At 49.4% G+C, this 16037-nt stretch carries 16 protein-coding genes and 1 pseudogene; 9 read left to right on the plus strand and 8 right to left on the minus strand.

Annotation, left to right across the window (positions count from 1 at the left end; translation table 11 throughout):
• The first annotated feature begins 439 nt into the window (after nucleotides 1-439).
• The 6 genes from oppA (at nucleotide 440) to LY264_RS11660 (ending at nucleotide 7055) form a co-directional block, all read left to right on the plus strand.
• Nucleotides 440-2071 (plus strand): oligopeptide ABC transporter substrate-binding protein OppA, encoded by a 1632-nt coding sequence (gene oppA / locus LY264_RS11635; protein ID WP_048216252.1) that lies wholly within the window; start codon nucleotides 440-442, stop codon nucleotides 2069-2071.
• A gap of 232 nt (nucleotides 2072-2303) precedes the next feature.
• On the plus strand, nucleotides 2304-3224 hold the full coding sequence (gene oppB / locus LY264_RS11640; RefSeq protein WP_003020708.1) for an oligopeptide ABC transporter permease OppB: 921 nt from the start codon (nucleotides 2304-2306) through the stop codon (nucleotides 3222-3224).
• Between the two features lie 14 nt (nucleotides 3225-3238).
• The gene (gene oppC / locus LY264_RS11645) at nucleotides 3239-4147 is read left to right on the plus strand and encodes an oligopeptide ABC transporter permease OppC (RefSeq protein ID WP_003020701.1); all 909 of its coding nucleotides are present in this window, start codon (nucleotides 3239-3241) and stop codon (nucleotides 4145-4147) included.
• A gap of 11 nt (nucleotides 4148-4158) precedes the next feature.
• Nucleotides 4159-5172 (plus strand): murein tripeptide/oligopeptide ABC transporter ATP-binding protein OppD, encoded by a 1014-nt coding sequence (gene oppD / locus LY264_RS11650; RefSeq protein WP_003833364.1) that lies wholly within the window; start codon nucleotides 4159-4161, stop codon nucleotides 5170-5172.
• Entirely contained in the window at nucleotides 5169-6173 is a 1005-nt protein-coding gene (gene oppF / locus LY264_RS11655; RefSeq protein WP_008784949.1) for a murein tripeptide/oligopeptide ABC transporter ATP-binding protein OppF, read from the plus strand. Before oppD ends, oppF begins: the two co-directional genes overlap by 4 nt.
• Nucleotides 6174-6218: 45 nt before the next feature.
• A complete protein-coding gene (locus LY264_RS11660; protein ID WP_048224029.1) occupies nucleotides 6219-7055 on the plus strand; it encodes an ion transporter in 837 nt (278 codons plus the stop codon).
• 37 nt (nucleotides 7056-7092) lie between these two features.
• Here the strand turns inward: LY264_RS11660 and LY264_RS11665 are convergent, their stop codons facing one another.
• Nucleotides 7093-7422, minus strand: a complete 330-nt coding sequence (locus tag LY264_RS11665) for an HI1450 family dsDNA-mimic protein (protein WP_003020691.1) — start codon at nucleotides 7420-7422, stop codon at nucleotides 7093-7095.
• Between the two features lie 34 nt (nucleotides 7423-7456).
• A complete protein-coding gene (gene cls / locus LY264_RS11670) occupies nucleotides 7457-8917 on the minus strand; it encodes a cardiolipin synthase (RefSeq protein WP_003020687.1) in 1461 nt (486 codons plus the stop codon).
• A gap of 142 nt (nucleotides 8918-9059) precedes the next feature.
• Here cls and LY264_RS11675 point away from each other — a divergent pair, with 142 nt between their 5' ends.
• Both LY264_RS11675 and LY264_RS11680 read left to right on the plus strand, forming a co-directional pair.
• Nucleotides 9060-9233: a YciY family protein gene (locus LY264_RS11675; protein WP_122984013.1), complete on the plus strand. Its 174-nt coding sequence runs from the start codon at nucleotides 9060-9062 to the stop codon at nucleotides 9231-9233.
• A gap of 236 nt (nucleotides 9234-9469) precedes the next feature.
• Nucleotides 9470-10084: a serine acetyltransferase gene (locus LY264_RS11680; protein ID WP_048216256.1), complete on the plus strand. Its 615-nt coding sequence runs from the start codon at nucleotides 9470-9472 to the stop codon at nucleotides 10082-10084.
• A 277-nt stretch (nucleotides 10085-10361) separates the two neighbouring features.
• On the opposite strand, the gene LY264_RS11685 is transcribed toward LY264_RS11680, so the two are convergent.
• The gene (locus LY264_RS11685; RefSeq protein WP_048224027.1) at nucleotides 10362-12371 is read right to left on the minus strand and encodes an acyltransferase family protein; all 2010 of its coding nucleotides are present in this window, start codon (nucleotides 12369-12371) and stop codon (nucleotides 10362-10364) included.
• A 295-nt stretch (nucleotides 12372-12666) separates the two neighbouring features.
• Entirely contained in the window at nucleotides 12667-12963 is a 297-nt protein-coding gene (locus LY264_RS11690; protein ID WP_003020675.1) for a YciI family protein, read from the minus strand.
• 215 nt (nucleotides 12964-13178) lie between these two features.
• Here LY264_RS11690 and tonB point away from each other — a divergent pair, with 215 nt between their 5' ends.
• Nucleotides 13179-13907 carry a TonB system transport protein TonB gene (gene tonB, locus LY264_RS11695; protein ID WP_171846019.1) on the plus strand — a complete coding sequence of 243 codons (729 nt, stop codon included), beginning with the start codon at nucleotides 13179-13181 and terminating at the stop codon, nucleotides 13905-13907.
• Nucleotides 13908-13971: 64 nt separating this feature from the next.
• Here tonB and yciA read toward each other — a convergent pair whose 3' ends face one another.
• The 4 genes and pseudogenes from yciA to LY264_RS11715 form a co-directional block, all read right to left on the minus strand.
• Entirely contained in the window at nucleotides 13972-14373 is a 402-nt protein-coding gene (gene yciA, locus LY264_RS11700; protein ID WP_008784945.1) for an acyl-CoA thioester hydrolase YciA, read from the minus strand.
• 165 nt (nucleotides 14374-14538) lie between these two features.
• Nucleotides 14539-15078, minus strand: a complete 540-nt coding sequence (locus LY264_RS11705; RefSeq protein WP_048224024.1) for a septation protein A — start codon at nucleotides 15076-15078, stop codon at nucleotides 14539-14541.
• A gap of 54 nt (nucleotides 15079-15132) precedes the next feature.
• A complete protein-coding gene (locus LY264_RS11710) occupies nucleotides 15133-15876 on the minus strand; it encodes a YciC family protein (protein ID WP_003020663.1) in 744 nt (247 codons plus the stop codon).
• Between the two features lie 28 nt (nucleotides 15877-15904).
• Nucleotides 15905-15982 (minus strand): annotated as a pseudogene (locus LY264_RS11715) (YkgJ family cysteine cluster protein); the annotation flags it as partial.
• Between the last annotated feature and the right edge of the window lie 55 nt (nucleotides 15983-16037).

A 16037-nucleotide genomic window follows, 5' to 3' on the forward strand; every position in this document is an offset into this window, starting at 1 on the left:
GGATGGTTAACACCATAGTCGACATAATGCATTGATTTTTGTGAACTTTCCATAATAAATCTTCATTCGTAAGACTTTTTAAGTGAGATTTATTTCCAATAAAAGAGAATTGGTTAACAAATTTGTAAAATGTATTGGCGGTTAAGAAACGCATTTGATACTTTCCGGCCAAGTATTATGCAGAAGAATTCACGTTGATGAGAATCATTTGCAGTTAGTTTCTCTCAACAGGGTAATAGCGTGTTTCCGGCAGGGGAGGCACGTAGAGAATCGACGCAAGGCGGTCATACGAATCGCCAGAATAAATAAAGTCGGTGATAGCAAGCAGTAAAACAATAAACCACCTGACGGCAGAAAATCTCCGGTGCCGTACAGGGATCCTGACAGGATTAACAGTCTGGTTAAAAAACCAGCCATAATAATGAGGGAGTACAACACAATGACTAACATCACTAAAAAAAGTTTAGTAGCTGCGGGGATCTTAACTGCGCTAGTCGCTGGAAATGTTGCCACGGCGGCAGTAGTGCCAGCGGGTGTGCAGCTTGCTGAAAAGCAGACTCTGGTGCGTAATAACGGTTCGGAAGTGCAATCACTCGATCCCCACAAAATCGAAGGTGTACCTGAATCCAACATTAACCGTGACCTGTTTGAAGGTTTATTAATCAGTGATGTCGATGGCAAACCATCGCCTGGCGTGGCTGAAAAATGGGAAAATAAAGATTTTAAAGTCTGGACATTCCATCTGCGTAAAGATGCTAAGTGGTCTGACGGCACGCCTGTTACCGCGCAAGATTTCGTGTATAGCTGGCAACGTTTGGCTAATCCAAATACTGCATCACCGTATGCCAGTTATTTGCAGTACGGTCATATTGTCAACATTGATGATATTATCGCCGGTAAAAAGCCGGTCACCGATCTGGGCGTAAAAGCTCTCGACGATCATACTTTTGAAGTTACCCTCAGCGAACCAGTTCCTTATTTCTACAAACTGCTAGTGCACTCTTCCGTTTCACCGGTTCCCAGAGCGGCTGTTGAAAAATTCGGCGAGAAGTGGACCCAGCCCGCTAACATCGTTACTAACGGTGCGTATAAACTGAAAGACTGGGTTGTGAACGAGCGCATTGTGCTTGAGCGTAATACCAACTATTGGGACAACGCCAAAACGGTTATTAACCAGGTAACCTACCTGCCTATTTCTTCTGAAGTGACTGACGTTAACCGCTATCGCAGCGGTGAAATCGACATGACCTATAACAACATGCCGATTGAGTTATTCCAGAAACTGAAAAAAGAGATCCCGAACGAAGTCCACGTTGACCCGTATCTGTGCACCTATTATTACGAAATCAACAACCAGAAAGCACCGTTCAACGATGTTCGTGTTCGTACCGCCCTGAAGCTGGCGTTGGATCGTGACATTATCGTCAATAAAGTGAAAAACCAGGGTGACCTGCCAGCATATAGCTTTACTCCTCCATACACCGATGGTGCGAAACTGGTTGAGCCAGAGTGGTTCAAGTGGTCTCAGGAAAAACGTAATGAAGAAGCGAAGAAACTGCTGGCTGAGGCCGGATATACCGCTGAGAAACCGCTGACCTTTGATCTGCTGTATAACACCTCAGACCTGCATAAGAAGCTGGCTATTGCCGCGGCATCTATCTGGAAGAAAAATCTGGGTGCTAATGTGAAGCTGGAAAACCAGGAATGGAAAACGTTCCTCGATACGCGCCATCAGGGCAACTATGATGTTTCACGTGCGGGCTGGTGTGCGGACTATAACGAACCGACGTCCTTCCTGAATATGGTGCTGTCCGACAGCTCCAATAATACCGTCCACTATAAGAGCCCGGCATTTGATAAGCTGATTGCGGATACGCTGAAAGTGACGGATGAAGCGCAGCGCAGCGAACTGTATTCGAAAGCGGAACAGCAGCTGGATAAAGATTCTGCGATTGTACCGGTTTATTACTATGTTAACGCCCGCCTGGTGAAACCATGGGTTGGCGGATACTCCGGTAAAGACCCGATGGATAATATCCACGTTAAAGACTTGTATATTATCAAGCATTAATGGCAAGACGTGGGGCAATCATGTTGCCCCACAGTGTCTTTTTCTTCGAACTATATATACCTCTTTAGACAAAGAGAGGTATACCCTAAATAATTCACGTTGCAGGAAGGCGGCAACGCAGCGAATCGCCAGGAGCTTACTTAAGTAAGTGACTGGCGTGAGCGAGTAAAGCCAACGCACTTGCAGCTTGAAGTATGACGGGTATAAAGGCACACGCCAGAAGGTACGGGCAATGTTAAAATTTATATTACGTCGCTGTCTGGAAGCGATTCCGACGCTGTTTATTCTTATTACGATTTCATTCTTTATGATGCGCCTTGCGCCCGGAAGCCCATTCACCGGGGAACGCGCGTTACCGCCAGAGGTGCTGGCGAATATTGAAGCGAAATATCATCTTAACGATCCCATCTCGACGCAGTACTTCAGCTATCTGAAACAGCTGGCGCACGGCGATTTTGGACCATCCTTTAAATATAAAGACTACACGGTTAACGACCTCGTTGCCTCGAGCTTCCCGGTTTCTGCGAAGCTGGGTGCGGCAGCCTTTATTCTGGCGGTACTCGTCGGTGTTAGCGCCGGAGTGATAGCCGCGCTGAAGCAAAATACACGTTGGGACTATACGGTGATGGGGGTGGCAATGACCGGGGTGGTTATCCCCAGTTTCGTGGTCGCTCCCTTATTGGTCATGATATTTGCCATAACCTTGAAATGGCTACCCGGCGGGGGCTGGAACGGCGGGGCGCTGAAATTTATGATCCTGCCGATGGTGGCCTTGTCACTGGCCTACATCGCCAGTATTGCCCGTATTACTCGCGGTTCGATGATTGAAGTACTGCACTCTAACTTTATTCGTACCGCACGCGCTAAAGGGCTGCCGATGCGGCGGATTATTTTCCGCCATGCGTTGAAACCTGCGCTGTTGCCAGTGTTGTCCTATATGGGACCGGCATTTGTCGGCATTATCACCGGTTCGATGGTTATTGAAACCATTTATGGTTTGCCGGGTATTGGCCAGTTGTTCGTCAATGGGGCGTTAAACCGCGACTATTCGCTGGTTCTTAGCCTGACCATACTGGTGGGTACGCTGACCATCGTGTTTAACGCGATTGTCGATGTGCTGTATGCCGTTATCGACCCGAAAATTCGTTACTGATACTGGAGCTCGCTATGATGTTAAGTAAGAAAAACAGCGAGGCGCTGGAGAATTTCAGTGAAAAGCTGGAGGTCGAAGGCCGCAGCCTGTGGCAGGACGCGCGTCGACGCTTTATGCATAACCGCGCGGCGGTAGCAAGCCTGGTGGTGCTGGTAATTATTGCGCTGTTCGTGACGCTGGCGCCAATGCTGTCGCAGTTTACCTACTTTGATACCGACTGGGGCATGATGTCCAGCGCGCCGGATACAGAATCAGGCCACTATTTCGGTACTGACTCGTCGGGACGCGACCTGTTGGTGCGCGTGGCGATTGGCGGGCGTATCTCGCTGATGGTCGGCATTGCCGCGGCGCTGGTCGCGGTAGTAGTCGGTACGCTGTACGGCTCTCTGTCGGGCTATCTCGGCGGTAAAATCGACTCGGTGATGATGCGTCTGCTGGAAATCCTCAACTCCTTCCCGTTCATGTTCTTCGTGATTCTGCTAGTGACCTTCTTTGGACAAAATATCCTGCTGATTTTTGTCGCTATCGGAATGGTCTCCTGGCTGGATATGGCGCGTATCGTGCGTGGACAAACGCTGAGCCTGAAGCGCAAAGAGTTTATTGAAGCGGCGCAAGTCGGTGGGGTGTCTACCGTGCGTATCGTTATCCGCCATATTGTGCCGAACGTGTTGGGTGTGGTGGTGGTTTACGCTTCATTGCTGGTGCCTAGCATGATCCTGTTTGAATCCTTCCTGAGCTTTTTGGGACTAGGTACGCAGGAACCGTTAAGTAGCTGGGGCGCGCTGCTCAGTGACGGTGCCAACTCTATGGAAGTCTCACCATGGCTGCTGCTGTTCCCGGCAGGTTTCCTGGTGGTCACTTTGTTCTGTTTTAACTTTATTGGCGATGGCCTGCGTGATGCCCTCGACCCGAAAGACCGTTAAGGAGTGCAGCCATGAGCGTAATTGAAACCTCAACCGCGCCGCTCGCGCAACAACAGGCTAACGCACTGCTGAACGTAAAAGATCTGCGCGTGACGTTTGCTACCCCCGACGGCGATGTAACTGCGGTCAACGATTTAAACTTTTCTCTGCGAGCCGGAGAAACGTTGGGTATTGTCGGGGAATCCGGTTCGGGTAAATCGCAGACGGCCTTTGCCCTGATGGGGCTGCTGGCGGCGAATGGTCGTATCGGGGGCTCCGCAACGTTCAACGGGCGTGAAATTCTGAATTTACCGGAACGTGAACTGAACAAACTGCGCGCCGAGCAAATCTCGATGATTTTCCAGGACCCGATGACGTCTCTCAATCCGTACATGCGGGTCGGGGAGCAGTTGATGGAAGTTCTGATGCTGCATAAAGGCATGAGCAAAGCGGAAGCTTTTGAAGAGTCGGTCAGAATGCTGGATGCGGTGAAGATGCCGGAAGCGCGTAAGCGTATGAAAATGTATCCGCATGAATTCTCCGGTGGTATGCGTCAGCGCGTAATGATCGCCATGGCGCTGCTGTGCAGGCCCAAATTACTGATTGCCGATGAACCAACCACTGCGCTCGATGTGACGGTACAGGCGCAAATTATGACGCTGCTGAATGAACTGAAAAGTGAATTCAACACCGCGATTATCATGATCACCCACGATCTGGGGGTTGTTGCCGGTATTTGCGATAAAGTCCTGGTGATGTATGCCGGACGTACTATGGAATACGGCAGTGCACGGGATGTCTTTTATAAACCCGTTCATCCGTATTCGATTGGTTTGCTAAATGCCGTACCTCGTCTGGATGCCGAAGGGGAAGAGATGCTCACTATCCCTGGCAACCCACCGAACCTACTGCGTCTACCAAAAGGTTGTCCATTCCAGCCGCGTTGCCCGCATGCGATGGAAATCTGTAGCAGTGCTCCGCCACTGGAGGAATTTAGCCCAGGCCGTCTGCGTGCCTGCTTTAAGCCGGTGGAGGAACTGGTATGAATACGGTGACCGAACAACGTAAAGTGCTCCTTGAGATTGCCGACCTTAAAGTCCATTTCGATATTAAAGATGGCAAACAGTGGTTCTGGCAACCGTCTAAAACCCTGAAGGCGGTTGATGGCGTAACCCTGCGACTGTATGAGGGCGAAACCCTGGGCGTGGTCGGTGAATCAGGCTGCGGGAAATCGACCTTTGCCCGTGCGATTATCGGCCTGGTGAAGGCCACCGATGGAAAGGTTGCCTGGCTGGGTAAAGATTTACTGGGTATGAAACCCGATGAGTGGCGGGAAGTGCGCAGCGATATCCAGATGATTTTCCAGGATCCGCTGGCATCGTTAAACCCGCGCATGACCATTGGTGAAATCATTGCCGAACCGCTGCGAACTTATCATCCGAATCTTCCGGGTCAGGAAGTCCGCGACCGTGTGAAGGCGATGATGATGAAGGTTGGACTACTACCTAACCTGATTAACCGCTACCCACATGAGTTTTCCGGTGGCCAGTGTCAGCGTATTGGTATTGCCCGCGCGCTGATCCTCGAACCGAAGTTGATTATCTGCGATGAACCGGTTTCAGCGCTGGATGTATCAATCCAGGCCCAGGTGGTTAACCTGCTGCAACAGCTTCAGCGCGAAATGGGATTATCGTTAATCTTCATTGCCCACGACCTCGCGGTGGTTAAACACATCTCCGACCGTGTGCTGGTTATGTATCTCGGACATGCGGTGGAATTAGGGACTTATGACGAGGTGTACCATAACCCGCTGCATCCTTATACCAAAGCGCTGATGTCTGCGGTGCCAATCCCCGATCCGGATCAGGAAAGGAATAAGGTTATTCAGTTGCTGGAAGGCGAGTTACCGTCCCCGATTAATCCTCCTTCCGGTTGCGTGTTCCGTACGCGCTGTCCGATTGCTGGACCGGAATGCGCAAAAACGCGCCCGGTTCTGGAAGGAAGTTTCCGACATGCAGTTTCCTGCCTGAAAGTAGACCCGCTATAATCCTGAGGGCTGACAAAGGTCAGCCCTTTTTTTGGTGAGGTATCTGTGCCAGGTTTAGTCTCTTTTGTCCGCCGTGCGCTCTATCGCAAATTATTTGATTTAAATACCCGTTCAGGGCGTCGCTTTGAAGGTATGTGCGCGCTATTTGCCTTGCTCAGCGTTATCGTTATCTTCATTGAGTCCGGAGTAGGGACGCAATACCATTTAACCTTTGAGGAATGGCGCGTTTTTGTCTGGCTGGAGATCTTCATTACTCTGGTCTTCACCCTCGAATATCTTCTGCGCTTATGTTGCTGGGCTAACCCCGCTAAATATGTGTTCAGCTTCTGGGGGATAATTGACCTTGCCACCATTCTGCCGCTGTATGTGATGTGGCTATGGCCGGAAATCAGTCTGAGCTATGTTTTCGCCTGGCGAGCGATGCGTGTCCTGCGCGTCCTGCGTATTCTCAAGCTGCTGCGCTTTATGCCTTCTCTGCGGGTGTTCTGGAATGCGTTAAAAAGCGCCCGACATCAGCTGATGCTGTTCTATTCCTTTATTGCCATCCTGATGGTGGTTTTTGGCGCGATGATGTATCTGATTGAGGGGCCAAAATATGGGTTTACTACGCTGAATGCGTCGGTGTATTGGGCGATTGTTACTGTAACCACCGTCGGCTATGGCGATATCACGCCGCACACCCCGTTGGGGCGCATGGTGGCGTCCGTGCTTATCCTGATTGGTTACTCGGTGATTGCGATACCGACGGGATTGATTACCACGCACATGAGCAGTGCGTTCCAGCAGCGCGGGCACCAACGAAAATGTCCGCAGTGCCAGCAGACGCAGCACGAACATAGTGCGCAATTTTGTAACCGCTGTGGAAGTAAACTGCCGGGTTAAAAATGAAAAAAGCTGCGAGAGCAGCTTTTTTGTTTGATTATTCGCGCCAGAGAATATGGCAGAGCTTATGATCTTTTTCGCGACATAATAAAACGCGCGCGAAAATATCGTTAATCTCGCCGTCTTCTGTATCTGCCAGACCAATCACGACCTCGGCAAAGAAGTCAGGGTTCAGGTCAAAATCAACATGCTCCTGCCAGTCTTCTGCCGGATCGAACAACTCGGCACCGCCACGCTCTTCAAACTGCAAATTGAACAGAATGATGTCGGCTGGATCCAGATTGTCCGCAGCCAGTTCGAGAAAAATGTCGTAAGCCTGCTCAAGCGTTTCGTCTTCGGTCAGGCGATTGTTCAAATCCATATCCATAATGACTACCTGTTTACTGTCTGATGGGCACGTTTTACAGCAACGGACTAAAGAAGTAAAACAGTCGCTCTGCTATCCGCTGCCAGAGTGGTCGTTTTACCCACAAACGGGCATCAAGCAGGCGGGAACGCGAAATATAATCATCCTGCACTGCCGCGAGATCGCCACCGAATCCGGCATCATCAATGACCAGCGTGATTTCAAAATTGAGCCACAGACTGCGCATATCCAGGTTAACCGTACCGACCAGGCTCAGCTCGCCATCGACCAGTACGCTCTTGGTGTGCAGCAAGCCACCTTCGAACTGATAAATTTTAACGCCAGCCGCCAGCAGCTCGGTGAAAAAGGCCCGGCTTGCCCAGCCAACCAGCAGGGAGTCATTTTTACGTGGAAGAATGATACTGACGTCAACCCCACGCTGCGCCGCCGTGCAAATCGCGTGCAACAGGTCGTCGCTGGGGACGAAGTAGGGGGTGGTCATAATTAAATATTCACGCGCTGAATAAGCAGCGGTTAGCAGCGCCTGATGAATCAAATCTTCAGGGAAACCAGGACCCGAGGCGATAGTGTGAATGGTGTGGCCGCTGGCCTGCTCAAACGGCATGATATTGACGTCCGGTGGCGGAGGCAAAATGCGCTTTCCGGTCTCAATTTCCCAGTCGCAGGAATAGACAATGCCCATAGCAGTGGCGACAGGACCTTCCATTCTCGCCATTAAATCAACCCATTGCCCGACGCCCGCATCTTGTTTGAAGAAACGCGGGTCGACCATGTTCATGCTGCCGGTATAAGCAATGTAGTTATCGATCATGATCATTTTGCGGTGCTGACGCAGGTCCATACGGCGTAAAAATACACGCATCAGGTTCACCTTCAGCGCTTCTACAACCTCGATACCTGCGTTACGCATCATCGCCGCCCAAGGGCTGCGGAAGAACGCCACGCTGCCGGCGGAGTCCAACATCAGGCGACAGTGAATGCCACGCCTCGCGGCAGCCATTAACGACTCGGCTACCTGATCGGCCATACCGCCTGGCTGCCATATGTAGAACACCATTTCGATGTTGTGGCGCGCCAGTTGAATATCACGGATCAGCGCCTGCATCACGTCATCTGAACTGGTGAGCAACTGCAGCTGGTTTCCCTTTACGCCGGCTATTCCCTGACGACGCTCGCACAGTTTAAACAACGAAGAGGCGACGCTGCTGTTTTCCTGGGCAAAAATATGCTTGCAGGCCTTGAGGTCGTTCAGCCATTTGGCTGTTGAAGGCCACATCGCCCGGGCGCGTTCGGCACGTCGCTTACCCAAGTGAAGTTCACCAAAAGACAGATAAGCAATAATTCCTACCAATGGCAGAATGTAGATGATCAACAGCCAGGCCATTGCGGAGGGCACTGCGCGTCGCTTCATCAGAATGCGTAACGTTACGCCAGCAATGAGTACCCAGTAACCCAGAATGACCAGCCAACTCACCACGGTGTAGAAGGTTGTCATAAATTTAAAAATCCTTTTGAAAGCGTATTGTTAAGAGTTTACGCATCAGGATTAATCTGGCAAATAAAAACACGGGAAAACCACTGGTCTGCATTCGGTCTGGCGTTATAATGGCCGCTCAGTGACTGGAAGAGTAGTTAACATGAAGCGTAGTAGAACGGAAGTGGGACGCTGGCGGATGCTGCGTCAGGCTAGCCGCCGTAAAGCACGTTGGCTTGAAGGACAATCGCGTCGTAATATGCGTATCCATACCATCAGGAAGTGCGTTCTCAACCACCAGCGTAACTCGTTGTTGTTTGCGATCCACAGCATCTGATCCCAAAAGGGCACCGCTGGCGGTGCCCAATGTCTGTTTTCCCGTATTGATTCTTAAATACTTTCCTGGCTGCCATTATTGTTTTGGTCCAGGTAAGAGATAGCCATTTCATTATTTATATTATTGTCATCTTTCAGGTGCCGTATCTACTCGAAAAAAAGAATGCTGGTGACAAGAAAATATGTTTTTATTTCAGTGAGAACTGATACATTTTAACGATTAAACAACGAGACAGTATGATGGCATTCGACAAAATTAAAGCCGATACCCACCGTGAATTTGGTTATTTCTCATGGAGTAAACTAATAATTGGTACAGTAATTAGCAGAACATTCCGTATCATTGTGATGATGCGTTTATGCCAATACTGTGCGGTTTCGCGCACACCGCTGCGTATCATGCTCTATCCATTTAAGATCTTGCATCGGTGTGCTGCTCACATGGGCTCGATGGATTTTCCATCGAGCACGCAGGTTGGTGCCGGGTTGGCTATCACTCATGGCTGGGGGATAGTGATATCGCCGAGTGCAAGAATTGGAAAGAACGTTACCTTATTTCATGGTGTAACCATCGGTCAGCGAGATACTATTCGGGGAGCAGGAACCCGCATCACGGGTTACCCCATTATTGAGGATGAAGTTTGGATTGGTCCAAATGCTGTCATCGTCGGCGGGGTCATCATTGGGCAGGGGAGTAAAATTGCTGCCGGGGCGTTTGTGACCGAAAGTATCCCGCCTTTTTCTGTCGTTGTTGGTAATCCTGGCGTGATTGTTAAAACCGGGTGCATCCCAGACGTAATGAATAAAGCACCGTTGTTTCAAGAAAGAACTGTTGAAAAAACGGCAGCGTAAATTTCTCGCTGATTATACTTTTATTTTTATTATCAATACGATGATTCTACATTCTGGGGCTAGTGGTTCATAATAGTGTGGTCAGGTATTACCCGTTATCCTATTCTGTTAGTTTATTGTCTTTTGAGGGAAGTCATTATGTGTACAAATCTTTTTGACAACGCTCGTCGCTACACTGACGAGAAAAAGTAACAACCAAAGCCGCTATCTGCGGCTTTTTTACTTGAGTGAATATTAGTATCCGAATGGATATGATTCCCATAGTTCTGGTCAAGCGTCAAAGTTGCAGGGCGTTAGTTGCCTCGGTATGTTCTGCTTGTTTAAATGCGCGTTGAAACATGGGGAGTAAAAGCCTACTGCCAAATGCACTTAGGTGGTTACTGTCTGAGTAAAGTGGACGTCCACCAGCATCTCCCCAACACCGCCCATCCTTGCAAAGATAGGGTAACGGATTGAGAATATTGACGCCGCAGCGCAGGGCCGCCTCATCTTGTGCTGCCCAAATGGCTGTTTGTCGCTGGTAATATTTATCGAGAGAAATAGATACTGTACTGTCTGACTTACCAAACATCAGTGCCCTGGCCATTGTATTAGGCACATCGACTGCCATTTCAGGAATAGGGCGGACCAGAAATACCCTCTGACTATTCTCTATGGAACACAGAGTTTTTACGAGTTGCTGGCTAAACTGCTGTGTTAAATTCTGATTGGGGTGTTCATTCGGCGTATCAAAAAATCCCATAGGAATATTAAAAAAATCGTCCTTTTCATTTTGTCCCAGGATAGCGAGGCTGCTTCTGTTGGCGATAAAGACGAGTTTATTTTTATATTCATTATTTAGTAAATTAATAGCTCGATCATTAAATAGTTTACAGTCATCATTAATATCCTCTCTTCGTTTCATGCCTAACACTGTCGGACAGCTCGCATAGGTCATCTCAACCACCGCACCGGGTGCAGCCTCTGCGACAGCTGAAACCAGCATGCTTGCATGACTGTCTCCAAGGACAATGGCCGTTAACTCTCCTTTGCCATATCTGCACATAGGAGACTCGCTTCCTTTACCCGGCGCGAGCAGACATTTTTCAAATCGGACTGCGTAATCAAGTTTCGGGATCATCGCTAATTCAATTGCCGGGTTAATTCTGCCGTCGACTTGCTGATAACGAGCCCCTGCGGCCAATCCACCAGTGCTCAAAATTAACAGTAATAGTACCCAGCTCTGTTTGCGTGCAGGGGTTAGCGCAAGCTGTTTGCGTGTCGGAATCTCTACGAGCAATAAAGAGGTCTTTCCCAATAGCAAACTCATTACGATGCCAGTAGCAATCCACCAGGGATTGTGCTGTTTGTCGGCATAACTGAGCAGCACCGCCAGCGGCCAGTGCCACAGATAAATTGAATAAGAACTGGTACCTATCTGGCGAAAAATTGCCGTAGAAGTAAAAAATGATCGCTGGCGATTAGCCGCAAGAACCAGCACGGTCCCCAACACAGGAACCACAGCATAACTTCCCGGCCATGGTCGTGTCGCATCCAGGAGTGTGACTGACAGGGCAATTAAAATAAAACCCACCAACTCTAGTATCCGGGCTGGGCGTTGCGACGTAGAATGCCGACGAGTTAGCCACCATACAGCTCCTCCAGCTAATAATTCCCAAATGCGGGTGGGGAGTAGGTAAAACGCACTACCTGGGAGTCGAGGGCTCACGTAAATTGATAGAGCTAATGACAGTACGCCTGCGGCGATAAGTGCAAACTTAACACCCTGCAGGCCAAACCAGCGCCAGAGTAAAATGCAGCCAACAGGCAACAAAATGTAAAATTGCCACTCCACCGAAAGAGACCATGTGTGCAGCAACCAGTTTTCTCTGGAAGTGATATCGAAATAACCCGCTTCACGCCAAAACTTGAGATTGGAAACAAAAGTAAGCGCTGTGATCGCATTGAGTGCCAGCACATGATAATCAGCGGTGGGCAACCAAAACCAACCCAAGAAAAGTAATGTGCTACATAATACAATTAAGGCAGGAATAATTCGTCTGGCACGTGCCAGATAGAAACTCCATAATGAAAAATTGCCACGTTCAAGGCCGTTCACGATGATGGCGGTCATCAGGAAACCTGATATAACAAAAAAAACATCAACGCCGATAAAGCCACCGCTAAATCCGGGTACGCCAAAGTGATAAAATACGACCGCTAATACAGCCCATGCTCGCAGGCCATTGATATCATGGCGGAATGCTTTAGGAGAGGGAGAGGCGGGACGGAACGAATCAAAAGCCATAATTGACTAAAATCCCGTATAGCGTAACAACGCAGCCTGTCTGCATTGTGACAAATTAATCTCGACAGATAATAAAATACACTGAGGTTGAGTAAGAAACAATCAATGACACGCTAATAAACGGTCGTTGCTACCTTTTATAAGGGTACTTATCATTGCTTTGATATGCTGAATTAATGCATAGAGACGAGAAGTGAGGGCGTTTAGACTAATGTGCACCTAAATGCGCCCTCAATGGCTATGTATTTTGCTTACTGTTCAGTATTTTTATAAATGAAAATGGCTTTTTGTTTTGTCAAAATACTTTCTTGTAAGGTTTTACTGAAACCTGCGCATATACGCCCGCCGCAACATACGGATCGGCTTCTGCCCACGCCTGTGCCGCCTCCAAAGATTCAAATTCGGCAATCACCGTCGAGCCGGTAAAACCCGCCGCACCGGGATCGTTACTGTCGACCGCTGGCATAGGGCCCGCCGTGAGCAAACGACCTTCGTCATGAAGGAGTTGCAGGCGAGCCAGATGAGCAGGGCGCACGGAAAGACGTTTTTCGAGAGAGTCTGCGATATCTTGAGCGTAAATAACATACAGCACGGGTATGGCTCCTTGAACGGTAAAAGTCGTTAATAACGTTATTGGAAAGGCCTAACAACTGCAACGGAAAGATAACTGATATGTTAAGGCCATACTCTGAAAGTGGTTTTTTATCATAAAATCGCGTTTTAAATGTCAGTTAGCACCACGGGCTTATTGAATATGATTGCTATTTGCATTTAAAATCAGGGCCTGGTTTTTTTACTGAAACGATTATGACTTCAATGACCCTTGATTTACCTCGTCGCTTTCCCTGGCCAACGTTACTGTCTGTCGGCATTCATGGTGCCGTAGTGGCTGGTTTGCTGTATACCTCGGTACATCAGGTTATTGAACTACCTGCGCCAGCGCAGCCGATCTCTGTCACGATGGTCGCGCCTGCCGATCTCGAACCGCCTCAGGCCGTTCAGCCGCCGCCGGAACCCGTTGTCGAGCCTGAACCGGAACCTGAACCGATTCCAGAGCCACCAAAAGAGGTGCCGGTGGTGATTGAAAAACCGAAGCCCAAGCCTAAACCGAAGCCAAAACCGGTGAAAAAGGTGGAAGAGCAACCGAAACGCGATGTTAAACCAGCAGAACCGCGCCCGGCCTCCCCACTGGAAAATACGGCACCTACGCGCACAATGACCAATACCGCGCCGGCAACTACCAGCAAACCGGTGGTCAGTGCGCCATCGGGTCCACGTGCTTTAAGCCGTAATCAGCCTCAGTATCCGGCGCGAGCTCAGGCGCTGCGCATTGAAGGCCGGGTAAAGGTCAAATTTAACGTAACGCCGGATGGCCGGGTTGAAAATGTGGAAATCCTGTCTGCACAGCCTGCCAATATGTTTGAACGTGAAGTGAAAAACGCGATGCGTAGATGGCGTTATGAAGCTGGTAAACCCGGTTCCGGACTTGTGGTGAATATTGTTTTCAAATTAAACGGCACAACGCAGATCGAGTAAGCATCAGGCCGTCCGGCAATGATCAAGAGTGATGATTGCCGGATAGCAGTACTGACGTGTGCTATCAGACCAACGTGGGAATTGGACGCGGTTTCCCGTCTTTATCAACGGCAACGTAGATAAACAGAGCTTCGGTGGCCTTATAGCGCTGCCCAATAGGTTCAGAAGCGACCTTCTTCACCCAAACTTCAATATTGATGCTGATCGAGGTTGTCCCGCGTTTCACACAGCGCGCATAGCAACACACCACATCACCTACGGCGACCGGGCGCAAAAAGCTCATCCCTTCCACTCGCACCGTTACCACACGACCATGTGCGATCTCTTTGGCCTGAATCGCGCCACCTATATCCATTTGTGACATCAGCCAGCCGCCAAAAATATCACCGTTCGCGTTGGTATCGGCAGGCATGGCCAGAGTGCGTAAAACCAGTTCACCCTGGGGAGTGTTATTCGTTGTTGTCATTGTAGAACCGACTATAGAGAAAGATTACAGGCGCGATGCTACTAGAATTTGTGCGTTGAGAACAGAGGTGATGCGGCGTGCAGAGCAGATGTAAGTCAGGTTGTCAGCTCTATGGAACGCGAAGGGATAAAAATTCGCCAGATCCGCAGATCTGGCGAGCATGTATTACGATTTATCTTCTTGCGGCAGATGACGGTAAATATAGACCCCACTCAGCAGCGTAAAGAATAAAGTCAGGGCGGTCAGACCGAACACTTTGAAGTTGACCCAAATGTTCTGCGGTAGCCAAAATGCAATATAGATATTCGCCAGGCCACACAGGATGAAAAAGACGGCCCAGGCTAGATTAAGTTTCGACCACACCGGCTGCGGCAGGGTCAGCTCTTTACCTAACATGCGTTGAATCAGCGGCTTTTTCATCACCCACTGGCTAACCAGCAGAGCACCAGCAAACAGCCCGTAAATCACCGTTACTTTCCACTTAATGAATTCATCGTTGTGGAAAAAAATAGTCAAACCACCAAATACGGCCACCAGGACAAAGGTGATTAACGCCATCTTCTCGACCTTGCGATAGCGAACCCAGCTGTAAATCAACACCACAGCCGTCGCGATAATCAGCGCCGAGGTCGCCGCATAGATGTCGTAAAGCTTATAAAAAGCAAAAAAGACAACCAGCGGTAAAAAATCAAGAAACTGCTTCATTCTTCGATTCCGTAATCAAAAGCACCGGGTACAAGCCCGGAATGCGTTCAGGGTTTATTGGCGAATCAGCATGTACAGGCGGAACAAATAGATCAGCAACACGGCGGAGATCATATTGCTCAGCGTATTCGCCAATACCGCGCCTACATTCGGCGTAAGTACTGCAAAACTTGGCGCAAAAAGCAACAGCAACGTTTTTGCCAGCAACCAACCGATCACTGCCGGCGCAACCAGTCGCATATTCGACCACGCCAGACGCATACTGTTGCGCATCGCGGCAAAGACACCCATTTTGTCCTGTACCAACATCACCGGTGCGAGTGCCAGCAGGATCGCCAGCAGAATACCGGGAACAACAACCAGCATAATACCGATTTGCACTAGCAGAGTAGTCAAAAAAATCAGAATAAACAGCTTCGGTAACACTGGCGCACTGGCGCCGATAGCACGTAATGCGCTGACGCGATGACCTGCTGAAATCAGCTGAATCATCAGGATGACGCCCCCGGCGAGGATGGCATTACCAATCAGACCGGAAAACGTCGACGCCGCGGAAGCGCGTAGCAAAATTTGCTGTTGCTCCGGGGTCATGTTTTGCACCAGATCGAACAGCCCCACGCTGCTGGTTAACTGATCGCCTTCACTGAGTTGCGCAATTTGTGCGTCAGTGGGGGAAAAGGCATGCCCTAACACCACTGTGATAAACGCGCACAACAACGATACCAGCAAGATGGTAATGAATTGATTACGGAAAAAGTTTCCCGTGTCACGGTAAACGGATTTCGCCGTGATAGACATGCACTCTCCTTGAGTTTTGCAGGTGTTCATTTGCGGGCAATTGTACCCTGGATAACTCTACAGTGGCAGCATCGCGCGATGTATGGAAAAGCATATCTTTGTAAAGCTGCAGTAATTTTTGGCTACGACTTCAGCGTCGTGCATGAACGCTGTTTGTTATC

It is taken from the genome of Citrobacter portucalensis, from assembly GCF_023374935.1.
GTDB lineage: Bacteria > Pseudomonadota > Gammaproteobacteria > Enterobacterales > Enterobacteriaceae > Citrobacter > Citrobacter portucalensis.